Source organism: Acidimicrobiales bacterium, from assembly GCA_040219085.1.
Lineage (GTDB): Bacteria > Actinomycetota > Acidimicrobiia > Acidimicrobiales > JAVJTC01 > JAVJTC01.
On sequence record JAVJTC010000012.1, the window covers coordinates 40,038 to 55,400 of the forward strand.

Sequence of the window (15,363 nt, forward strand, 5' to 3'; positions counted from 1 at the left end):
ATTGCTCTCTCCTGAATGGGGTTGGTTGGTTCTCGTTGGAGACTGGTTGGTGACTGCGGTGTGGCTGGATCAGTGATCCGGGTGCAACGCGCCGCCGATGTAGACGGCGGCGAGCAGAGCGAAGACGAACGCCTGGATGAAGCTCACGCCCACCTCGAATGCGGTGAACATGACGAGGCCGGGGAACGTGAAGACCTCGAGGACCCACAGCGGGACCCCACCTAGGAACGTGCTCGAACTCCAGACCGAGATGCACAGCACGCCGAAGGTCACCAGCAGAATGTGGCCCGCCAACATGTTGGCGAACAGACGCAGTGCGTGGCTGAAGGGCCGGATGATGAACACCGAGAAGAGCTCGATGACCCCGACGAGGGGCCGGATGGCGAGCGGCACGTAGGACGGCCAGATCACGGCCTTGAACCAGCCGAGGCCGTGATGGCGGGCCGCCACGCCGATCCACATGAAGAATGCCACGAGCGCCACCACCAGCGGCGGGCCCATGCGGCCGTTCAGGGGCATCTGGAAGAACGGGATGACCTCGAAGAGGTTGCCCACGAAGATGAATGTGAAGAACGACAGCAGCAGCGGAAGGTAGGGCTCGTAGCCGTGGCCGATGCCCGGCCGTGCGATCTGGTTCTCCATGAAGGTGACGGTGCCCTCGGCGACCGTCTGCATACCTCGGGGCACCAGCGACGCCCGACGACCGGCGACGAAGAACAACAGCGCCGGCGCGACCATCGCGATCAACGCCGCGAGCGCGATCTTGTTGAAGGCGATGATGCCGTCGCCGAACAGCGCCGGCCATTCGACGAGGTTCTCGATGGGGGGGAACTCGACCGCGGACAGGATCACGGCTGTACCGACTCCTTGGTTACGAGAGACGAGGGACCGGACGCACGGGGGTGGTCCGGCTTGAGACCGGGGTAGGCGAGCGTGGCGGAGACGTAGCGAAGCTCCCACACGAGCAGACCCAGGTGGGCCACCACGAGGGCGATGCCGAGAGGGACCAGATCGATCCATCCGGCGTCCTTCACCGCGAACACCGCGACGAACAGGATGCCCATTCGGATCAGGAAACCGAACATGGCGGCACCCATCAACATCGCGACCGAGATCCGGGCCGCTGTGGCGAGCAGGTAGGCGGACAGCGCGAAGTTGCCCAGGACGATCGCGATCGCATAGGCGACCGACGTGGCACCGTCGGTCCCCCAGATGAGCGCGCCAAGACCGACGACGACCGGAGCGGCCATGGCGCCGCGCCGCAACATGTCACGCCCGACCTCGAGAACCGGGGACGGACCGTCGTAGCTCAGGGTGTGGGCGTCGACGCCAGTCATGTCGCGACCTCACCGGCGCCGGCAGAGCCGACGTGGGGGACGGCGTGGCGTTGCATCTCGGCGCGGTAGCGGTAGTACAGGCCGGTGGCCGAACCGGCGAAGCCGACGAATCCGAGGACGGTCGTCAGGAGCGGAAACAGACCGAAGGCGCCGTCGAGAGCCCATCCGAGGAGGGCGACGACGACCGCGGCGAGGACCATCTCGAACGAACCGCTGCTACGAGCGGTCGCTCCCTGGGTCAACTCGCGACGCTGCGAAAGATCCACTTCAGTCCTCTGAACGCGGCTGTCGGGATCTGATTTCCCGACTGTTAGCACTCTGTTCGACCGGCCGCGCTCGTGAATGCGTTCGCAAAGTTAGAAGGTGGCCGCCCAAGACGCAACCTGACCGGGACTTCACGTCGCCGTCTCTTCACGATCGGTGGCTCGAACCCGTGTCAGCGCACGGCCGGCCGGGTGCACCTCGAGCAGTTCCTCGACCCGCCGGCGGTGACGGCGGCGCCGGACTCCGGGGGCGAAGACCGTGTACAGGGCGAGCGCGAGCCCGCCCAGCGCGAAGACCGCGATGAGTACTCCCCGACCCGTGTAGGTGGGGACGAGCACGGTGACCGACAGCAGCGCCGTCCACAGCCACAGGATCAGGACGCTGCGCCGCTGTCCGTGACCGAGCGCGAGGAGACGGTGGTGCAGGTGGCCCTTGTCCGGCGTCGTGATCGACGACCGCTGACTGGCGCGGCGCACGATCGCGAAGGCCGTGTCGACGATGGGGACACCGAGGATGAACAGTGGGATGAAGATGGGGGCGAAGAAGAAGTAGGTCTGACCGGTGAACTCCTCGCCCGTTCGCCCACCGACCGAGATCGTCGACGCAGCGAGCAGTAGACCGAGCAGGAGCGCGCCGCCGTCACCCATGAAGATCCGCGCGGGGTGGAAGTTGTGGGGCAGGAACCCTACGCAGGCACCCGCGGCGATGATCGCGAGCAGCGGGCCCGGTGAGCTGGCCTCCAGCACGTCCTCGTTCACGAGCTCGATCCCGTAGAAGAAGATGGCGCCGGCGCCGATCGCGACGATTCCCGCCGCCAGGCCGTCGAGGCCGTCGATCAGGTTGATCGCGTTCGCCATCCCGATCACCCACACGACGGTCAGTACCGCCGACAGGTCCGGCGACAGTACGAAGACGTCGAGCAGCGGGATGCGCAGCACCAGCAGGCTCAGCCCGCTCAACGACAGGATCGACCCCGCCACGATCATTCCGGCGAGCTTGGCCGGCGCCGTCACGTCCCGGAGGTCGTCGACGACGCCGACCATCCAGATGACGGTGACCGCGAGGACGACGCCGACCATCTCGGAGGTCGCGGCGAACACGTCGTCGAAGTCACCGAGGCGCCAGGCGACGCCCATCGCGACGAGCACCCCTACGAGCATCGCCGCGCCACCCAGCGTCGGCGTGCGCCGGTCGTGGACCCGCCGGGCGTCGGGAGCGACGACCGCCCCGATCATGAAGGCGACCCGTCGTACGAGCGGCGTCGCGACCAGAGTCGTACCGGCCGCCACCGCGAAGACGATCGCGTAGGCCGACCAGTGTGGGTTCATGCCCGATCGACGCCGGCGGGGAACCGGTCCGGGGTCATGGGAGGTCGGGGTAGGGCGTGAAGCCCGCGCAGAGCTCGGCGACGTCGGCGCGCACCGCAGCCAGCGCGGTCTCGTCGTCGCGCTCGCGCAGAGCACGGCCGATCAGCGCCGCGATGCGGGCCATCTCCGCAGGTCCCATCCCCTGGGTCGTCGTCGCCGGCGTGCCGAGCCGCAGGCCGCTCGTGACGAACGGCGAACGCGGGTCGTCGGGGATCGTGTTGCGGTTGACCGTGATCCCCGCGACGTCGAGAACCTCCTGCGCGACCTTGCCGGTCAGGTCCCCGTCGAAGGAACGCAGGTCCACGAGGACGAGGTGGTTGTCACTGCCACCGGCGACGAGGCGGAACCCCTCCGCGGCCAACGCCTCGCACAGGGCCGCCGTGTTCGTCACGATCGCGGCCGCGTAGACGCCGAACTCCGGTGTGGCCGCTTCGGCGAACGCCACCGCCTTGGCCGCGACGACGTGTTCGAGCGGTCCCCCCTGCTGGCCCGGGAAAACCGCGCGGTCGATGTCCTTCGCGAGCTCCGCGGTCGACAGGATGCAGCCGCCACGCGGACCACGCAGCGTCTTGTGGGTGGTGAACGTGACGACATCGGCGTGGGGCACGGGGTTGGGGTGCACCCCTCCGGCGATCAGACCCGCGATGTGGGCCGCGTCGAAGAGGAAACGGGCACCGACCTCGTCGGCGATCTCGCGGAACGGCACCGGGTCGATGATGCGCGAGTACGCCGTGGCACCAGCCACGACGAGCGCCGGCCGCTCGGCGCGCACGACGTCACGCAACTGGTCCAGGTCGATTCGTTCGTCGCCGGCGGTCACCCCGTAGGGGACGAACCGGTAGAGAATGCCGCTCGCGTTGACCGGCGAGCCGTGGGTGAGGTGCCCGCCGTGGTCGAGACTCAGGCCGACGACGGTGTCCCCCGGCTCGAGCAGCGCCTGGTACACGGCCATGTTGGCGTTGGCCCCCGAGTGGGGCTGGACGTTGGCGTGTTCCGCGCCGAACAGCGCCTTCACCCGCTCACGCGCCAGATCCTCGGCCTCGTCGATGTGGACGTTGCCGCCGTAGTAGCGGCGACCCGGGTAGCCCTCGGCGTACTTGTTCGTGAGGACCGAGCCCGTGGCGGCCATCACCGCGGGGGAGGTGAAGTTCTCCGAGGCGATCAGCTGAAGTGTCGTGTTCTGGCGCTCGACCTCGCGCCGGATGATCGTGAAGACGTCGTCGTCGCCGACCGTCGGCCAGGGCATGGTCATCCTTCCCGGAGGTGGGTTCCCGCGCGACGCGGGCGTGGCACCGACGTTACCGGCCCGGTCCCCCGGGTGGCAGACCATCGCGCGCTGCGACGGGGCGGCGCCGATGCGTCATGTGACGGGGTCCCACATCAGCGTGACCAGTCGGGTCGTCAGATCCAGGACCTGATCGGCGACTCTGCGGTGCACCTTCGACGCCCGCCCGTGGGGGTCCTCGACATCGTCGAGCGACAGAGGCGCCTGCCGGTGGGGCGCCAACAGCGACAACCAGTCCTGCACCGGCGCACCCCGCCTTCCGCCGTGCTCCTCACCCAGGCGTACGAGCTCGCCGAACCCCCAGATCCGGTCCCGGGCGCCGGGTGACATGACGACCGCCTCGCGGACGTGGCGGCCGGTCATGGCGAGAACGAGATCGGCCCCGTCGAGAGCGGGAACCGAGATGGACTGGCTGCGGTGCCCGGTGATGTCGAGCCCGTGACGGCGCATCGCCTCGATCGTGTCCGGCGGCGAAGGGAGGCCGGCCTTCGCGAACCCGACGGAACGCACGTCCCCCGCGATCGAGTGTTCCTCGAGCGCACGCCGCAGGAACGCCTCGGCCATGGCTGACCGACAGATGTTGCCGCTACACACGAAGAGAACTCGCACCCGTCGGATCCTACGGGCCGCGCGGGGACCTAGGAACCTGCGGCCGCCACCACCGCCTGCAGCCTCGCGCCGTCGATCGGACCGTCCCTGAGAACCTCGACAGCCGGGCTCGGGCCCGCAAGCACCCGCACCACCGTCGACGCTCCCCCCGACAGACGGCCCCCGTCGACGACGAGCAGTTCCGGGTCACCGAATGCAGCTTCGACGCCGGCGGCGTCCACCGGCGTCGGCTCCCCGTGGAGGTTGGCGCTCGTGGTGGGCAGCGGTCCGACCTCCGCGGCGATCGAGCGCACCAGGCTGGCAGCCGGACACCGCACGCCGACCGTGTCGTCGTCGGAGACCATCGCCCGCAGCCGGGAAGGTCGGGCCACCACGACGATCGTGAGGGGACCCGGCCAGAAGGCCTCTGCCAGCGCGCGTTCCGCCGAAGACGGTTCCGCCGCGAGATCGTCGAGGTCCCCGGGCCCCCCGACCAGCAGCGGAATGGCCCGCGAAGCCGGTCGGCGTTTCAGGTCCCGCAGGTGCTCGACACCGTCGACGAGGGCCGCGACCCCGTAGACCGTGTCGGTGGGCACCACGACGGGTCGACCCTCCCTCAGTCGCGCGACGACCGCTGCGAAGGTCCCGGGTTCCCCGGCGGCAAGGACGGTCACGGGCGCGGGGCGGTCGCGTACAGGAACCGGTCACGACCCGCGAGGTCGCGCCGGACCTCGACCGCCGAGAAACCGGCGGACTCCGCGAGCCGTACTGCCGTAGCGAGCTGACCGTCGCCCAACTCGAGAACGACCGCGCCGTCGGGGGCGAGCCAGCGTGGGGCGGCGGTGAGGATCTCCCGCGCGGCGTCGAGCCCGTCGGGACCACCGCGCAGTGCCCGGTGCGGCTCGTGGTCCTCTACGACGGGATCGAGGACCTCGTCGTCGGGCACGTAGGGCGGATTCGACACCACCACGTCCAGGCCCCCCCTGGTGGCGGGGTCGAGAGCCTCGAACCAGGAGCCGGATCGGATCTCGACGCGCGTGGCCGGGCGGCCGAGGCCGGTCAGGTTCGCGCGGGCGACGGCAACGGCACTCTCGTCGACATCGGTCAGCACCACGCGGGTGGACTCGCGCTCCACGGCGACTGCGAGACCGACCGCCCCCGATCCCGTGCCGAGGTCCACCACCGACACCGCGTCGGCACGCCGCGCCCGCAGGCGGTCCACCGCCTCCAGCGCGATGTCGACGAGTTGTTCGGTCTCGGGACGCGGGATCAGGACCCGGCCGTCGACCATCAGATCGAGGGTCCGGAAGGCCCAGCGGCCCAGCACGTACTGCAGTGGCTCGCCTGCGGCGCGGCGCGCCACCATCGTGTCGAGCCGGGCGACTCCGCCCACCGTCGCAGGCGTCTCGGGTGCGGCGGCGAGCTCGGCGGGCGACATGCCCGAGGCGGCTTCGACGATCCAGCGGGCCTCGCTGGCCGCGTTGGCCACGTCGGCGTGCGTCAACCTCGCGACGGTCTCGGCGGACAGGGCCGACCACGCGACGGTGCCGTCGTCGCCGTCGGGCCCCGCCGTCGTTTCAGTCGCCACCGGACTCGGCGAGCTGGGCCTCGCGCTCGTGGCGGGCGAGCTCGTCCACGACGTCACCGAGGTCCCCGGCCAGGATCTTGTCGAGCTTGTAGAGGGTGAGCCCGATGCGGTGGTCGGTCACCCGGTTCTCCTTGTAGTTGTACGTCCGGATCTTCTCGGACCGGCCGCCCCCACCGATCTGGCCGCGCCGCTGGTCCGAGAGTTCGGCCGCCCGACGCTCCTCCTCGGCCTGCAGGAGCCGGGCCCTCAACACACGCATCGCCTTCTGGCGGTTCTGCAGCTGGCTCTTCTCGTCCTGCATGGACACCACGATCCCCGTCGGCTTGTGCGTGATGCGGACCGCCGAGTCGGTCGTGTTCACCGACTGCCCCCCCGGCCCCGAAGACCGGTAGACATCGACCTCGAGATCGGCCTCGTCGACGGACACGTCGACCTCGTCGGCCTCGGGGAGAACGGTGACCGTCGCCGATGACGTGTGGATCCGCCCCTGGGACTCGGTGACGGGGACACGCTGCACACGGTGCGGGCCGCCTTCGTGCTTGAGGCGGGACCAGACGCCGTCGCCCTTGACCATGAACGTGATCTCGGAGTAGCCGCCCATGTCCGACGGTCGTGCCTCGAGTAGCTCGGTGCCCCACTTCCGGGCGGAGGCGTAGGCCTGGTACATCTCGTAGAGATCACGGGCGAAGAGGTTCGCCTCCTCCCCGCCCTCGGCCCCACGGATCTCGACGATCACGTTCTTGTCGTCGTTGGGATCACGGGGGATCAGCAGTTCGTCGAGCCTGGCGGAGAGCTCGGCCTCGATGCGTTCGGCGTTGTCGATCTCGCCGCGCAGCATCTCACGGTCCTCGGCCCCGACGTCGCCCATCATCTCCCGGGCGGCCTCGGCGTCCCCGCGGGCCTCCGATATCTCCGCCATGACGCCGACGATCTCGCTCAGTTCCTTGTGCCGACGGGCTACGACCGCGTAGGCCTTCGGATCCCGGGGGAGGTCCGGATCCGACAGGCGCGCCGTGACATCGTCGAGTTCGGCGACGAGATCGGGGCGGTCGGACGACATCAACGGCAGCGTACCGACGACGCCCTCACACCACCTGCGACCACTCGCCCTCGAGGGCGACGAGCGCGGTCGGCACCGCGAGTCTCGTGGCGGCGCGCCCTATGGCCGGATGCATGTCGCGGCGCGGCAACACGAGCAGCGCGCGCTCCGCCCGGTGGGTGGCGAGGAGATCCGAGGCGATCGGCACCATCTCGAGGTCGACACCGACCGAGAAGACAGCGAGGACCGACGCCGCGGATTCGTCGCGGCCGAGCGCGGCAGCGGGCGCGTGCTCGTTCAATCCACCACGGGGATCGGGCAGGGGTACCGGCTCGAGCGAACGCACGCCGACGAGATGGGGCGACGCGAGCGCGGAGGCGCGCAACCAGCGCGGTCGGACCAGTCGGTTGGCCATGTGGGGGTCGGCCCCCGGTCCACGGTGCGATGCGATGCGGTCGCGCACCGCGACGAGGTCTGCGACGAGGCGGTCGGGGTCGGCGATGCCGTCGAGAGTGCGGTCGGCGTGCAGCGCCGAGAACGCCCCCTGGTCGAATACACCCACTCCGATCAGGAGGTGGGGTCGGGGGTCGCCCGCGACGATCCGCGCGATCTCCAGGCCCTTCACCTCGCCGGTGACGACGCCGTACTCGGTGACGACGTCGAGTCCGGCGGCGCGCAGGGCGGCGACCAGTTCGGGGGCATCGGGCGGATCCGGAGCGGGCACGACGGGGGCAGCCTCGGCGGCGACGAGCGAGCGGCCGCTGATCTGCCAGACCCGCACGACCGGATCGAGGCCGCGGACGCGCCGCGCGATGAGCGCGGCCTCGTCGGTGACGACGTCGAATTCACGGTCAGCTGCGACGGAGTCCACCCACGCCAACACGGCGCCGAGGCGTCCCGCGTCCACAGGGAGAACCCACAGGTCACGATCGCCCACCAGGGCCACCCCACCCGCGAACGTGACGAGTTCACGGGGCGTTTCGGGCGCGTGCGCGGCGACGAGGGCGTTGAGGCGGGTCGCGTCGAGGGCGCGGCGACGTTCGGGGTCGAGCGTCGGTTTCGTCGTGGACACCGGCTGGCCGGTGGAGCGGTCGCTCAGCTCGCGTCTTCGGCGGCGGCCTTCTTGGACCGCCTACGGCGTCCGTAGCGCTTTTCGAAGCGCTCGACGCGACCGGCGGTGTCGACGATCGACATCTTGCCGGTGAAGAAGGGGTGGCTGGCCGCGGTGACGTCCATCTTCGCGAGGGGGTAGGTCTCGCCGTCCTCCCACTCGACGGTCTCGCTCGTGGAGATCGTCGAGGAGACGATGAACGACGTGCCGGCGTTGGTGTCCTGGAAGACGACCGGGCGGTACTCGGGATGGATGTCGGGCTTCATCTTCTTCTCACTGTGTCGTCGTGGTCCGCCCCGTGGCGGTGACCGTCGGGCATGGTACCGGGGCTGCGGCCCTCTCCGGCGGGGCGCGGGGTGCTTCAGGCTCCCATGGGCCCCTTGGCGACCTCTTCGAGGAAGGCGTCGTTGGTCGGGAAGGTCTTCAGCCGGTCGATGAGCAGCTCGAGGCCGGCGGCACCTCCGCCACCCCCGTCGTTGGCCAGCCCCGACAGCACACGACGCAACTTCCACACCTGCTGGAGCTGACGGCGCTCGAAGAGGAGTTCCTCGTGGCGGGTCGACGAGGCGTCGACGTCGATGGCCGGGTAGACGCGCCGTTCGGCGGTCTTGCGGTCCAGTCGGAGCTCCATGTTGCCGGTGCCCTTGAACTCCTCGAAGATCACCTCGTCCATCTTCGAACCGGTCTCGACGAGCGCCGTCGCGAGGATGGTCAACGAGCCGCCCTCTTCGACGTTTCGGGCCGCACCGAAGAACCGCTTCGGCGGATACAGCGCTCCGGAGTCCACACCACCGGACATGATCCGGCCCGTGGCGGGAGCTGCGAGGTTGTACGCGCGGGCGAGACGGGTGATCCCGTCGAGCACGATGACCACGTCCCTACCGGTCTCGACCAGACGCTTCGCCCGTTCGATGGTGAGCTCCGCGACCTGGGTGTGCTCCTCGGAGGGGCGGTCGAAGGTGGAGGCGACGCACTCCCCGCGGATCAGCCAGCGACGCATGTCGGTGACCTCTTCGGGCCGCTCGTCGACGAGCAGCACGATCACCTTGCAGTCGGGATCGTTCGTCTCGATGGAGCGGACGATCTCCTTGACTATCGTCGTCTTGCCGGCCTTGGGCGGCGACACGATCAGACCACGCTGGCCCTTGCCGATGGGCGCGATGAGATCGATGATCCGCGCCGTCATGTTCATCGGGTCGTCGACGCGTTCGAGGCTCAGCTTCTCGTCCGGGAACAGCGGTGTGAGGTCCTCGAAGCGGGGACGCTCGCGCGCCTTGTCGGGCTGGTCGTCGTTGACGGCGTCGATCCGCATGAGAGCCGGGTTCTTCTCGTTGCGGTTGGCGGGCCGTGACGCGCCCTTGAGGTGGTCGCCACGGCGCAGGCCGAACTGGCGCACCTGCTTGGCCGAGACGTAGACGTCGTCCTTGGACGGCAGGTAGGTCTTGACCCGCAGGAACCCGTAGCCCTCGTCGCGCAGGTCCAGATGGCCCTGCACGTCGACGGGGTCACCCTGGAACTGCTCGTCGTTGCTGCGCTCGCGGTCCCGCCCGCGACGGCGACGTCGACGGTTGCCCTGACCGCTCTGGTCGTCGTCGTCACGGTTCCGGTTGTCGTTGTTGCGGCCCTGGTTGTCGTTGTTGCGGCCCTGACCACCACGGTCACGGTTGTCGTTGCTGCGACCCTGACCACCGCGGTTGTCGTTGCTACGACCCTGACCACCACGGTCACGCTTCGAACGGTCGTCACCGCCACCGGAGTCATCGGACTTCGACGAATCCTTCGCGCCACCGGAGTCATCGGACTTCGACGAATCCTTCGCACCACCGGAGTCATCGGACTTCGACGAATCCTTCGCACCACCGGAGTCATCGGACTTCGACGAATCCTTCGCGCCACCGGAGTCATCGGACTTCGACGAATCCTTCGCGCCACCGGAGTCATCGGAACCGTCGGACGTGTCGGAACCACTGCGACCGGACGCCTCGGACGAACCGTTGCCCGAAGCCGCTGCGTCGGAACCGGAACGGTCCGCACCGGCCTCGTCGGAACCGTTGGGCTTCACGCCTGCGAGCTCGAGGATGAGATCGACGATCTCACCCTTGCGGGCCCTGGACGCCGGCTTGCCCCCCATCGCAGCAGCGATGGTCTGGAGCTCACCTCTGTCCTTGGATTCGAGTGTCGCGCGCGACAACTGCGTGGACTCTGCGCTCACCACGACCTCATTTCAAAGGGTGCGCATGGATGTCGCCGTCTGGCTGACCGAGAAGAAAGGACACGCTTCCGGCCGGACCGGGAAAGGAGCCGCCGAGCGAGAAGAAGATTCGCTTCACACCGCGGCTTCCGCCAGCGGTTCCCCTGAGACGACACGGTGATGGTACTCAACCCGACGCGGGGCCACAACCCGACGCGGACCATGACCGGACCCGGAGGTCCCACCCGAGGTGGGGCCGGGACCCGCCGAAGTTTCGGGTCAGCGCCCCAGTAGGGCGTCGATGAGCTCGTGGCCCACGACCACCGGTGCCGATGCGACGCCGGCCTCGGTGTAGATGCCACCCGGCCCGTCCACCTCGCTGTCCACGAGCAGGTACGGGACGGGATCCGCGGTGTGCGTCTTGAGCGCCAGCGGCGTCGCGTGGTCCGGCAGCAACAGCATCCGCCACGGGCCCATCGCATCGAGACCACTCACCAGATCGGCAAGGATCCGACTGTCCCAGTTCTCGAGCGCGCGGACCTTCTCCTCGACGTCGCCGGCGTGCCCCGCCTCGTCGGAGGCTTCCACGTGGATCACGAACAGGTCTGCACCGGCGGCGAGCCCGGCGAGCGCAGCGTCGCGCTTGCCTTCGTAGTTCGTGTCGTACCAGCCGGTGGCACCTTCGACCTCGACGACGTCCATGCCGGTGAGGACGCCGAGACCGCGCACGAGGTCCACGGCTGTCACCAGACCGGCGGAACAGCCGGTCCGTTCCCGGAAGCTCGGCATCTCCGGGCGACGGCCCTGACCCCACAACCAGATCTGGTTCGCCGCGATGTCGAAGTCGGCGAGCACGTCGCGCGAGGCCTCCATCAGTGTGCGCAACCTCGCGCCGGCGGGACCGTCGGGCCACACGAGCGCTCGGTCGGAGATGTCGTGCGGTGGCGTGCACTCGGCGTCGGCCCAGTCGGCCGGCGCGACCATCGCGTGTCGGTACTGAACCCCGGGGTGGAACGCCACCTCGCCGCCCAGCTCGCGCTCGAGCGCGGCGATGGCGTCGGCCGCGCTCGCCGAGTCCGGGTGCCCACCGGCGAAGTCGACCATCGTCTCGTCGGCGCCGACGGTGACAAGGTTGCAACGGAAGGCGACGTCGTCGCCTTCGAGTTCGATACCGAGTGCGGCGGCCTCGATCGACGCGCGACCGGTGTGGTGGATCCGCGGGTCGTAGCCGAGTATCGACATGTTGCCGACGTCGCTGCCGGGCGGGAGTCCCGGCGGGATCACAGCGGCGCGACCCGTCGTCCCCCGAGCCGCCAGTGCGTCGAGCACCGGCGTGGCCGCCGCCTCGAGCGGGGTCCTGCCGTCGAGTGCGGGCACAGGCTCGTCGGCGCAGCCGTCGGGGACACAGATGACGTATTTCACGCCGCCGAGTCTGCCATCGGTGCGGGCCGCTGCCTCACTCCCCGACCTGGACCTGACGGGTTCGGGCCGATCAGAGCAGGTGGGTCACCCCCACGGGGGTCACTGTACGCGTGTGCGGGCCCGCACGAAGTCCTCGACGACGGCGAGGTCCGCGGGCAGTTCCGTGACGATCTCCGGGCGTTCGAACAGGTCGGCGAGCCTCTCGGGCAGAGCCGGTCGTCGCCCTGTCGCCTTCTCGACGGCATCGCCGAACTTGGCCGGGTGGGCGGTGGCCGCCACGACGACGGGGGTCCCAGTCGGCGAGCCGACAGCGCGGGCCGCGGCGATGCCGACCGCCGTGTGCGGGTCGACGGTCATGCCGGTGCTGGCGTGCACGTCGGCGATCGTCGACAGAGTCTGCTCGTCGTCGACCCGGGCCGCCGACCACGTCTCGCCGAGCGTGGCGAGCGATTCGGGCGCCAACGACATCTCGCCGTCCTCGCGGAAACGCAGCATCGCATCGGCCAGCGCCGCACCGTCACGACCGCCGACCTCGAACAGGAGGCGTTCGAGGTTGGACGACACCTGGATGTCCATGGCGGGCGAGAGCGTCGCCGTGACCTCACGGATCTCCATCGTCCCGGTCGTGAAGAGCCGGGTGAGGATGTCGTTGTGGTTCGACGCGACGACGAGCCGGTTGACCGGAAGCCCCATGCTGCGCGCGCCGTGCGCAGCGAAGACGTTGCCGAAGTTGCCGGTGGGAACGGCGAAGGTCAACGGCGAGCGCCGGCCCACGAGCCGCTCGGAGGCCACGACGAAGTAGACGGTCTGGGCCATCACCCGGGCCCAGTTGATCGAGTTCACCGCCGAGAGTCGACACGACCGTCGGAACGCCTCGTCGGCGAACATCGCCTTCACGAGGTCCTGGCAGTCGTCGAAGGTTCCGTCGACAGCGATGTTGAAGACGTTGTCGGCGTCGACAGTGGTCATCTGGCGCCGCTGGACGTCCGACACGCGACCTCTCGGATGCATGATGAACACGTCCATGGCCTCGCGGTCACGGCACGCCTCGATGGCGGCCGAGCCGGTGTCCCCCGAGGTCGCGCCGACGATCGTCACACGTTCGCCGCGTCGTCCGAGCTCGAAATCGAAGAGACGCCCCAGAAGCTGGAGGGCGACGTCCTTGAAGGCGAGCGTGGGCCCGTGGAACAGCTCCAGGATCCAGGTGGTGTCGTCGAGTTGGACCAGCGGCGTCACCTCCGGGTGGTCGAAGGTGGCATAGGCCTCGGCGGCGAGGCCGCGGAGCTCGTCGGGGTTGAGCGATCCGGCCACGAAGGGCGCCATGACGTCCACGGCGATGTCCACGTAGCTGCGGCTCGAACCCGTCTCCGTAGGAGCCGCGAGCGCCGGCCACTGCTCGGGGACGTACAGCCCCCCGTCACTGGCCAGCCCGGTCAGAAGGGTGTCGGAGAAACCGAGCGCCGGCGCGCTGCCCCGCGTGGAGACGTAGCGCATCAGTCTCCGCCGACCACGCGGACCAGGCTGCCCACGGAGACGACGCCGTCGGTCTCACGTAGCTGCGCCAGCGTGGCCTGGATGTCACGCTCGAGGGCGCTGTGGGTGATGAACACCAGTCGTGCCCCGTTCTCGTCGACCTCGTCCTGCTCCATCGACCGGATCGACACGGCATGGTCGCCGAACACCCCGGCGACGGTCGCGAGGACCCCGGGGCGGTCCTTCACGGTCATGCGGATGTAGTACGGTGAAACGGATTCGTCGATGCTGCGCACCTTCGCGCGGTGCAGTCGTCCCAGACCCCGCGACGTCCCGGCACGCAGGTTGCGGGCGGCGTCGACGACGTCGCCGAGCACGGCGCTGGCCGTCGGGAGCCCGCCTGCACCGCGGCCGTAGAACATCAGCTCGCCGGCCGCGCCACCCTCGACGAAGACCGCGTTGAACGACTCCCGCACCGATGCCAGGGGGTGGTCGACCGGCACCATCGACGGATGAACCCGCACCGAGACCTCCGGCGGATCGCCCTCGCTGCGCTCGACGATGGCCAACAACTTGATGACGTGTCCCAGCCGGGCCGCCATCGAGATGTCGACGGCGTCGACTCCCGAGATCCCCTCGGCGTGCACGTCGCCGGCGACGACGACGCCCCCGAAGGCGACGGTCGCCATGATCGCCGCCTTGGCTGCGGCGTCGTGACCTTCGACGTCGGCGGTCGGGTCCCGCTCGGCGAATCCCAGCGTCTGTGCCTCGGCCAGGGCTTCCGCATACGCGGATCCGGATTCGGTCATGCGCGACAGGATGAAGTTCGTCGTGCCGTTGACGATTCCCATCATGCGCTCGACGGGTTCCCCGGCGAGCGAGTTCCGCAGGGCCCGCACGAGGGGGATCGCTCCGCCGACCGCTGCCTCGAAGAGAAGGTCCACCCCGGCGTCGGCTGCCTCTGCGTAGAGCTCGGCGCCGTGATTCGCGAGCAGCTCCTTGTTGGCGGTCACGACGGGCTTCCCCGCCTTCAGCGCCGTCGCGACCAGCTCACGGGCCGGCTCCACCCCACCCATGAGTTCCACCACCACGTCCACATCGGGTGAGGTGACCACCGCCCGCGGGTCCGCAGTCAACACGTCGGCCCCGACGGTCACGGCCCTCTCCCGTGCGAGGGAGCGGACGGCGACGGCCTCGACGGTGATGTCCAGATCGAGGCGCGATGCGATGTCGACGCGCCGCTGCGCGACCAGGTCGACGAAGGCGGCGCCGACGTTGCCACAGCCGAGGACGCCGAGACGAATGGGATGCATGCGCACAAGCTACCCGGCCGTTTCCCGCGGGCGGTTTGCAGTTCAGTAGTTTTCGATTACTTTCATGTCATGCTGATCCACTCGACGTGGGATCCCGTGGCGGACGAGGCCCTCCGCCGGGCTCTGACCTGCAGGAACCTGGCGGCGGATCTCGAACGTGAGGTGACGGGGCTGCGCGGCGCTCTCACCGCCCTCGAGAACCGCCACATGACCACGACGTGGGCGTCGGCGTCGGCGGCCGCCAGCCGCGGACGTCTGGCCGACCACGTCGCGGAACTCGATGCGATCGTGGCCGCGGTGTCGGGTCTCGCGGCAGACCTGGACCACCACGCGAACGAGGCCGACGCGGCCGCGGCCAACTGGGCGGACCCGGGGTCGTTCTGAC

At 69.5% G+C, this 15,363-nt stretch carries 16 protein-coding genes; 1 reads left to right on the top strand and 15 read right to left on the bottom strand.

Annotated elements, in window-relative coordinates:
* Window positions 1-69: 69 nt before the first annotated feature.
* The 15 genes from atpB to RIE08_05800 form a co-directional block, all read right to left on the bottom strand.
* On the bottom strand, window positions 70-852 hold the full coding sequence (gene atpB, locus RIE08_05730) for a F0F1 ATP synthase subunit A (protein ID MEQ8717093.1): 783 nt from the start codon (window positions 850-852) through the stop codon (window positions 70-72).
* Window positions 849-1,337, bottom strand: coding sequence for an ATP synthase subunit I (locus tag RIE08_05735; protein ID MEQ8717094.1), 489 nt, complete (start codon window positions 1,335-1,337; stop codon window positions 849-851). Before RIE08_05735 ends, atpB begins: the two co-directional genes overlap by 4 nt.
* Window positions 1,334-1,603, bottom strand: a complete 270-nt coding sequence (locus RIE08_05740; protein ID MEQ8717095.1) for an AtpZ/AtpI family protein — start codon at window positions 1,601-1,603, stop codon at window positions 1,334-1,336. The genes RIE08_05735 and RIE08_05740 overlap by 4 nt, the downstream gene beginning before the upstream one ends.
* A 129-nt stretch (window positions 1,604-1,732) precedes the next feature.
* A complete protein-coding gene (locus RIE08_05745; GenBank protein MEQ8717096.1) occupies window positions 1,733-2,929 on the bottom strand; it encodes an MraY family glycosyltransferase in 1,197 nt (398 codons plus the stop codon).
* Between the two features lie 34 nt (window positions 2,930-2,963).
* A complete protein-coding gene (gene glyA, locus RIE08_05750) occupies window positions 2,964-4,214 on the bottom strand; it encodes a serine hydroxymethyltransferase (protein MEQ8717097.1) in 1,251 nt (416 codons plus the stop codon).
* Between the two features lie 114 nt (window positions 4,215-4,328).
* Window positions 4,329-4,862: a hypothetical protein gene (locus RIE08_05755; GenBank protein MEQ8717098.1), complete on the bottom strand. Its 534-nt coding sequence runs from the start codon at window positions 4,860-4,862 to the stop codon at window positions 4,329-4,331.
* A gap of 29 nt (window positions 4,863-4,891) precedes the next feature.
* Window positions 4,892-5,515 (bottom strand): L-threonylcarbamoyladenylate synthase, encoded by a 624-nt coding sequence (locus RIE08_05760; protein ID MEQ8717099.1) that lies wholly within the window; start codon window positions 5,513-5,515, stop codon window positions 4,892-4,894.
* Window positions 5,512-6,429 (bottom strand): peptide chain release factor N(5)-glutamine methyltransferase, encoded by a 918-nt coding sequence (gene prmC, locus RIE08_05765; GenBank protein MEQ8717100.1) that lies wholly within the window; start codon window positions 6,427-6,429, stop codon window positions 5,512-5,514. The genes RIE08_05760 and prmC overlap by 4 nt, the downstream gene beginning before the upstream one ends.
* Window positions 6,419-7,489 (bottom strand): peptide chain release factor 1, encoded by a 1,071-nt coding sequence (gene prfA, locus RIE08_05770; GenBank protein ID MEQ8717101.1) that lies wholly within the window; start codon window positions 7,487-7,489, stop codon window positions 6,419-6,421. The genes prmC and prfA overlap by 11 nt, the downstream gene beginning before the upstream one ends.
* Before the next feature lie 25 nt (window positions 7,490-7,514).
* Entirely contained in the window at window positions 7,515-8,540 is a 1,026-nt protein-coding gene (locus RIE08_05775; protein ID MEQ8717102.1) for a hypothetical protein, read from the bottom strand.
* A gap of 23 nt (window positions 8,541-8,563) precedes the next feature.
* Window positions 8,564-8,845, bottom strand: coding sequence for a type B 50S ribosomal protein L31 (locus RIE08_05780; GenBank protein ID MEQ8717103.1), 282 nt, complete (start codon window positions 8,843-8,845; stop codon window positions 8,564-8,566).
* Window positions 8,846-8,940: 95 nt separating this feature from the next.
* Window positions 8,941-10,791 carry a transcription termination factor Rho gene (gene rho, locus RIE08_05785; protein MEQ8717104.1) on the bottom strand — a complete coding sequence of 617 codons (1,851 nt, stop codon included), beginning with the start codon at window positions 10,789-10,791 and terminating at the stop codon, window positions 8,941-8,943.
* A gap of 258 nt (window positions 10,792-11,049) precedes the next feature.
* Window positions 11,050-12,192: a cofactor-independent phosphoglycerate mutase gene (locus RIE08_05790; GenBank protein MEQ8717105.1), complete on the bottom strand. Its 1,143-nt coding sequence runs from the start codon at window positions 12,190-12,192 to the stop codon at window positions 11,050-11,052.
* Window positions 12,193-12,291: 99 nt separating this feature from the next.
* The gene (gene thrC, locus RIE08_05795; protein MEQ8717106.1) at window positions 12,292-13,686 is read right to left on the bottom strand and encodes a threonine synthase; all 1,395 of its coding nucleotides are present in this window, start codon (window positions 13,684-13,686) and stop codon (window positions 12,292-12,294) included.
* Window positions 13,686-14,978, bottom strand: a complete 1,293-nt coding sequence (locus tag RIE08_05800) for a homoserine dehydrogenase (GenBank protein MEQ8717107.1) — start codon at window positions 14,976-14,978, stop codon at window positions 13,686-13,688. Before RIE08_05800 ends, thrC begins: the two co-directional genes overlap by 1 nt.
* Before the next feature lie 69 nt (window positions 14,979-15,047).
* Between RIE08_05800 and RIE08_05805 the strand changes: the two genes are divergently transcribed.
* Window positions 15,048-15,362 carry a hypothetical protein gene (locus tag RIE08_05805; protein ID MEQ8717108.1) on the top strand — a complete coding sequence of 105 codons (315 nt, stop codon included), beginning with the start codon at window positions 15,048-15,050 and terminating at the stop codon, window positions 15,360-15,362.
* Window position 15,363 lies beyond the last annotated feature (1 nt).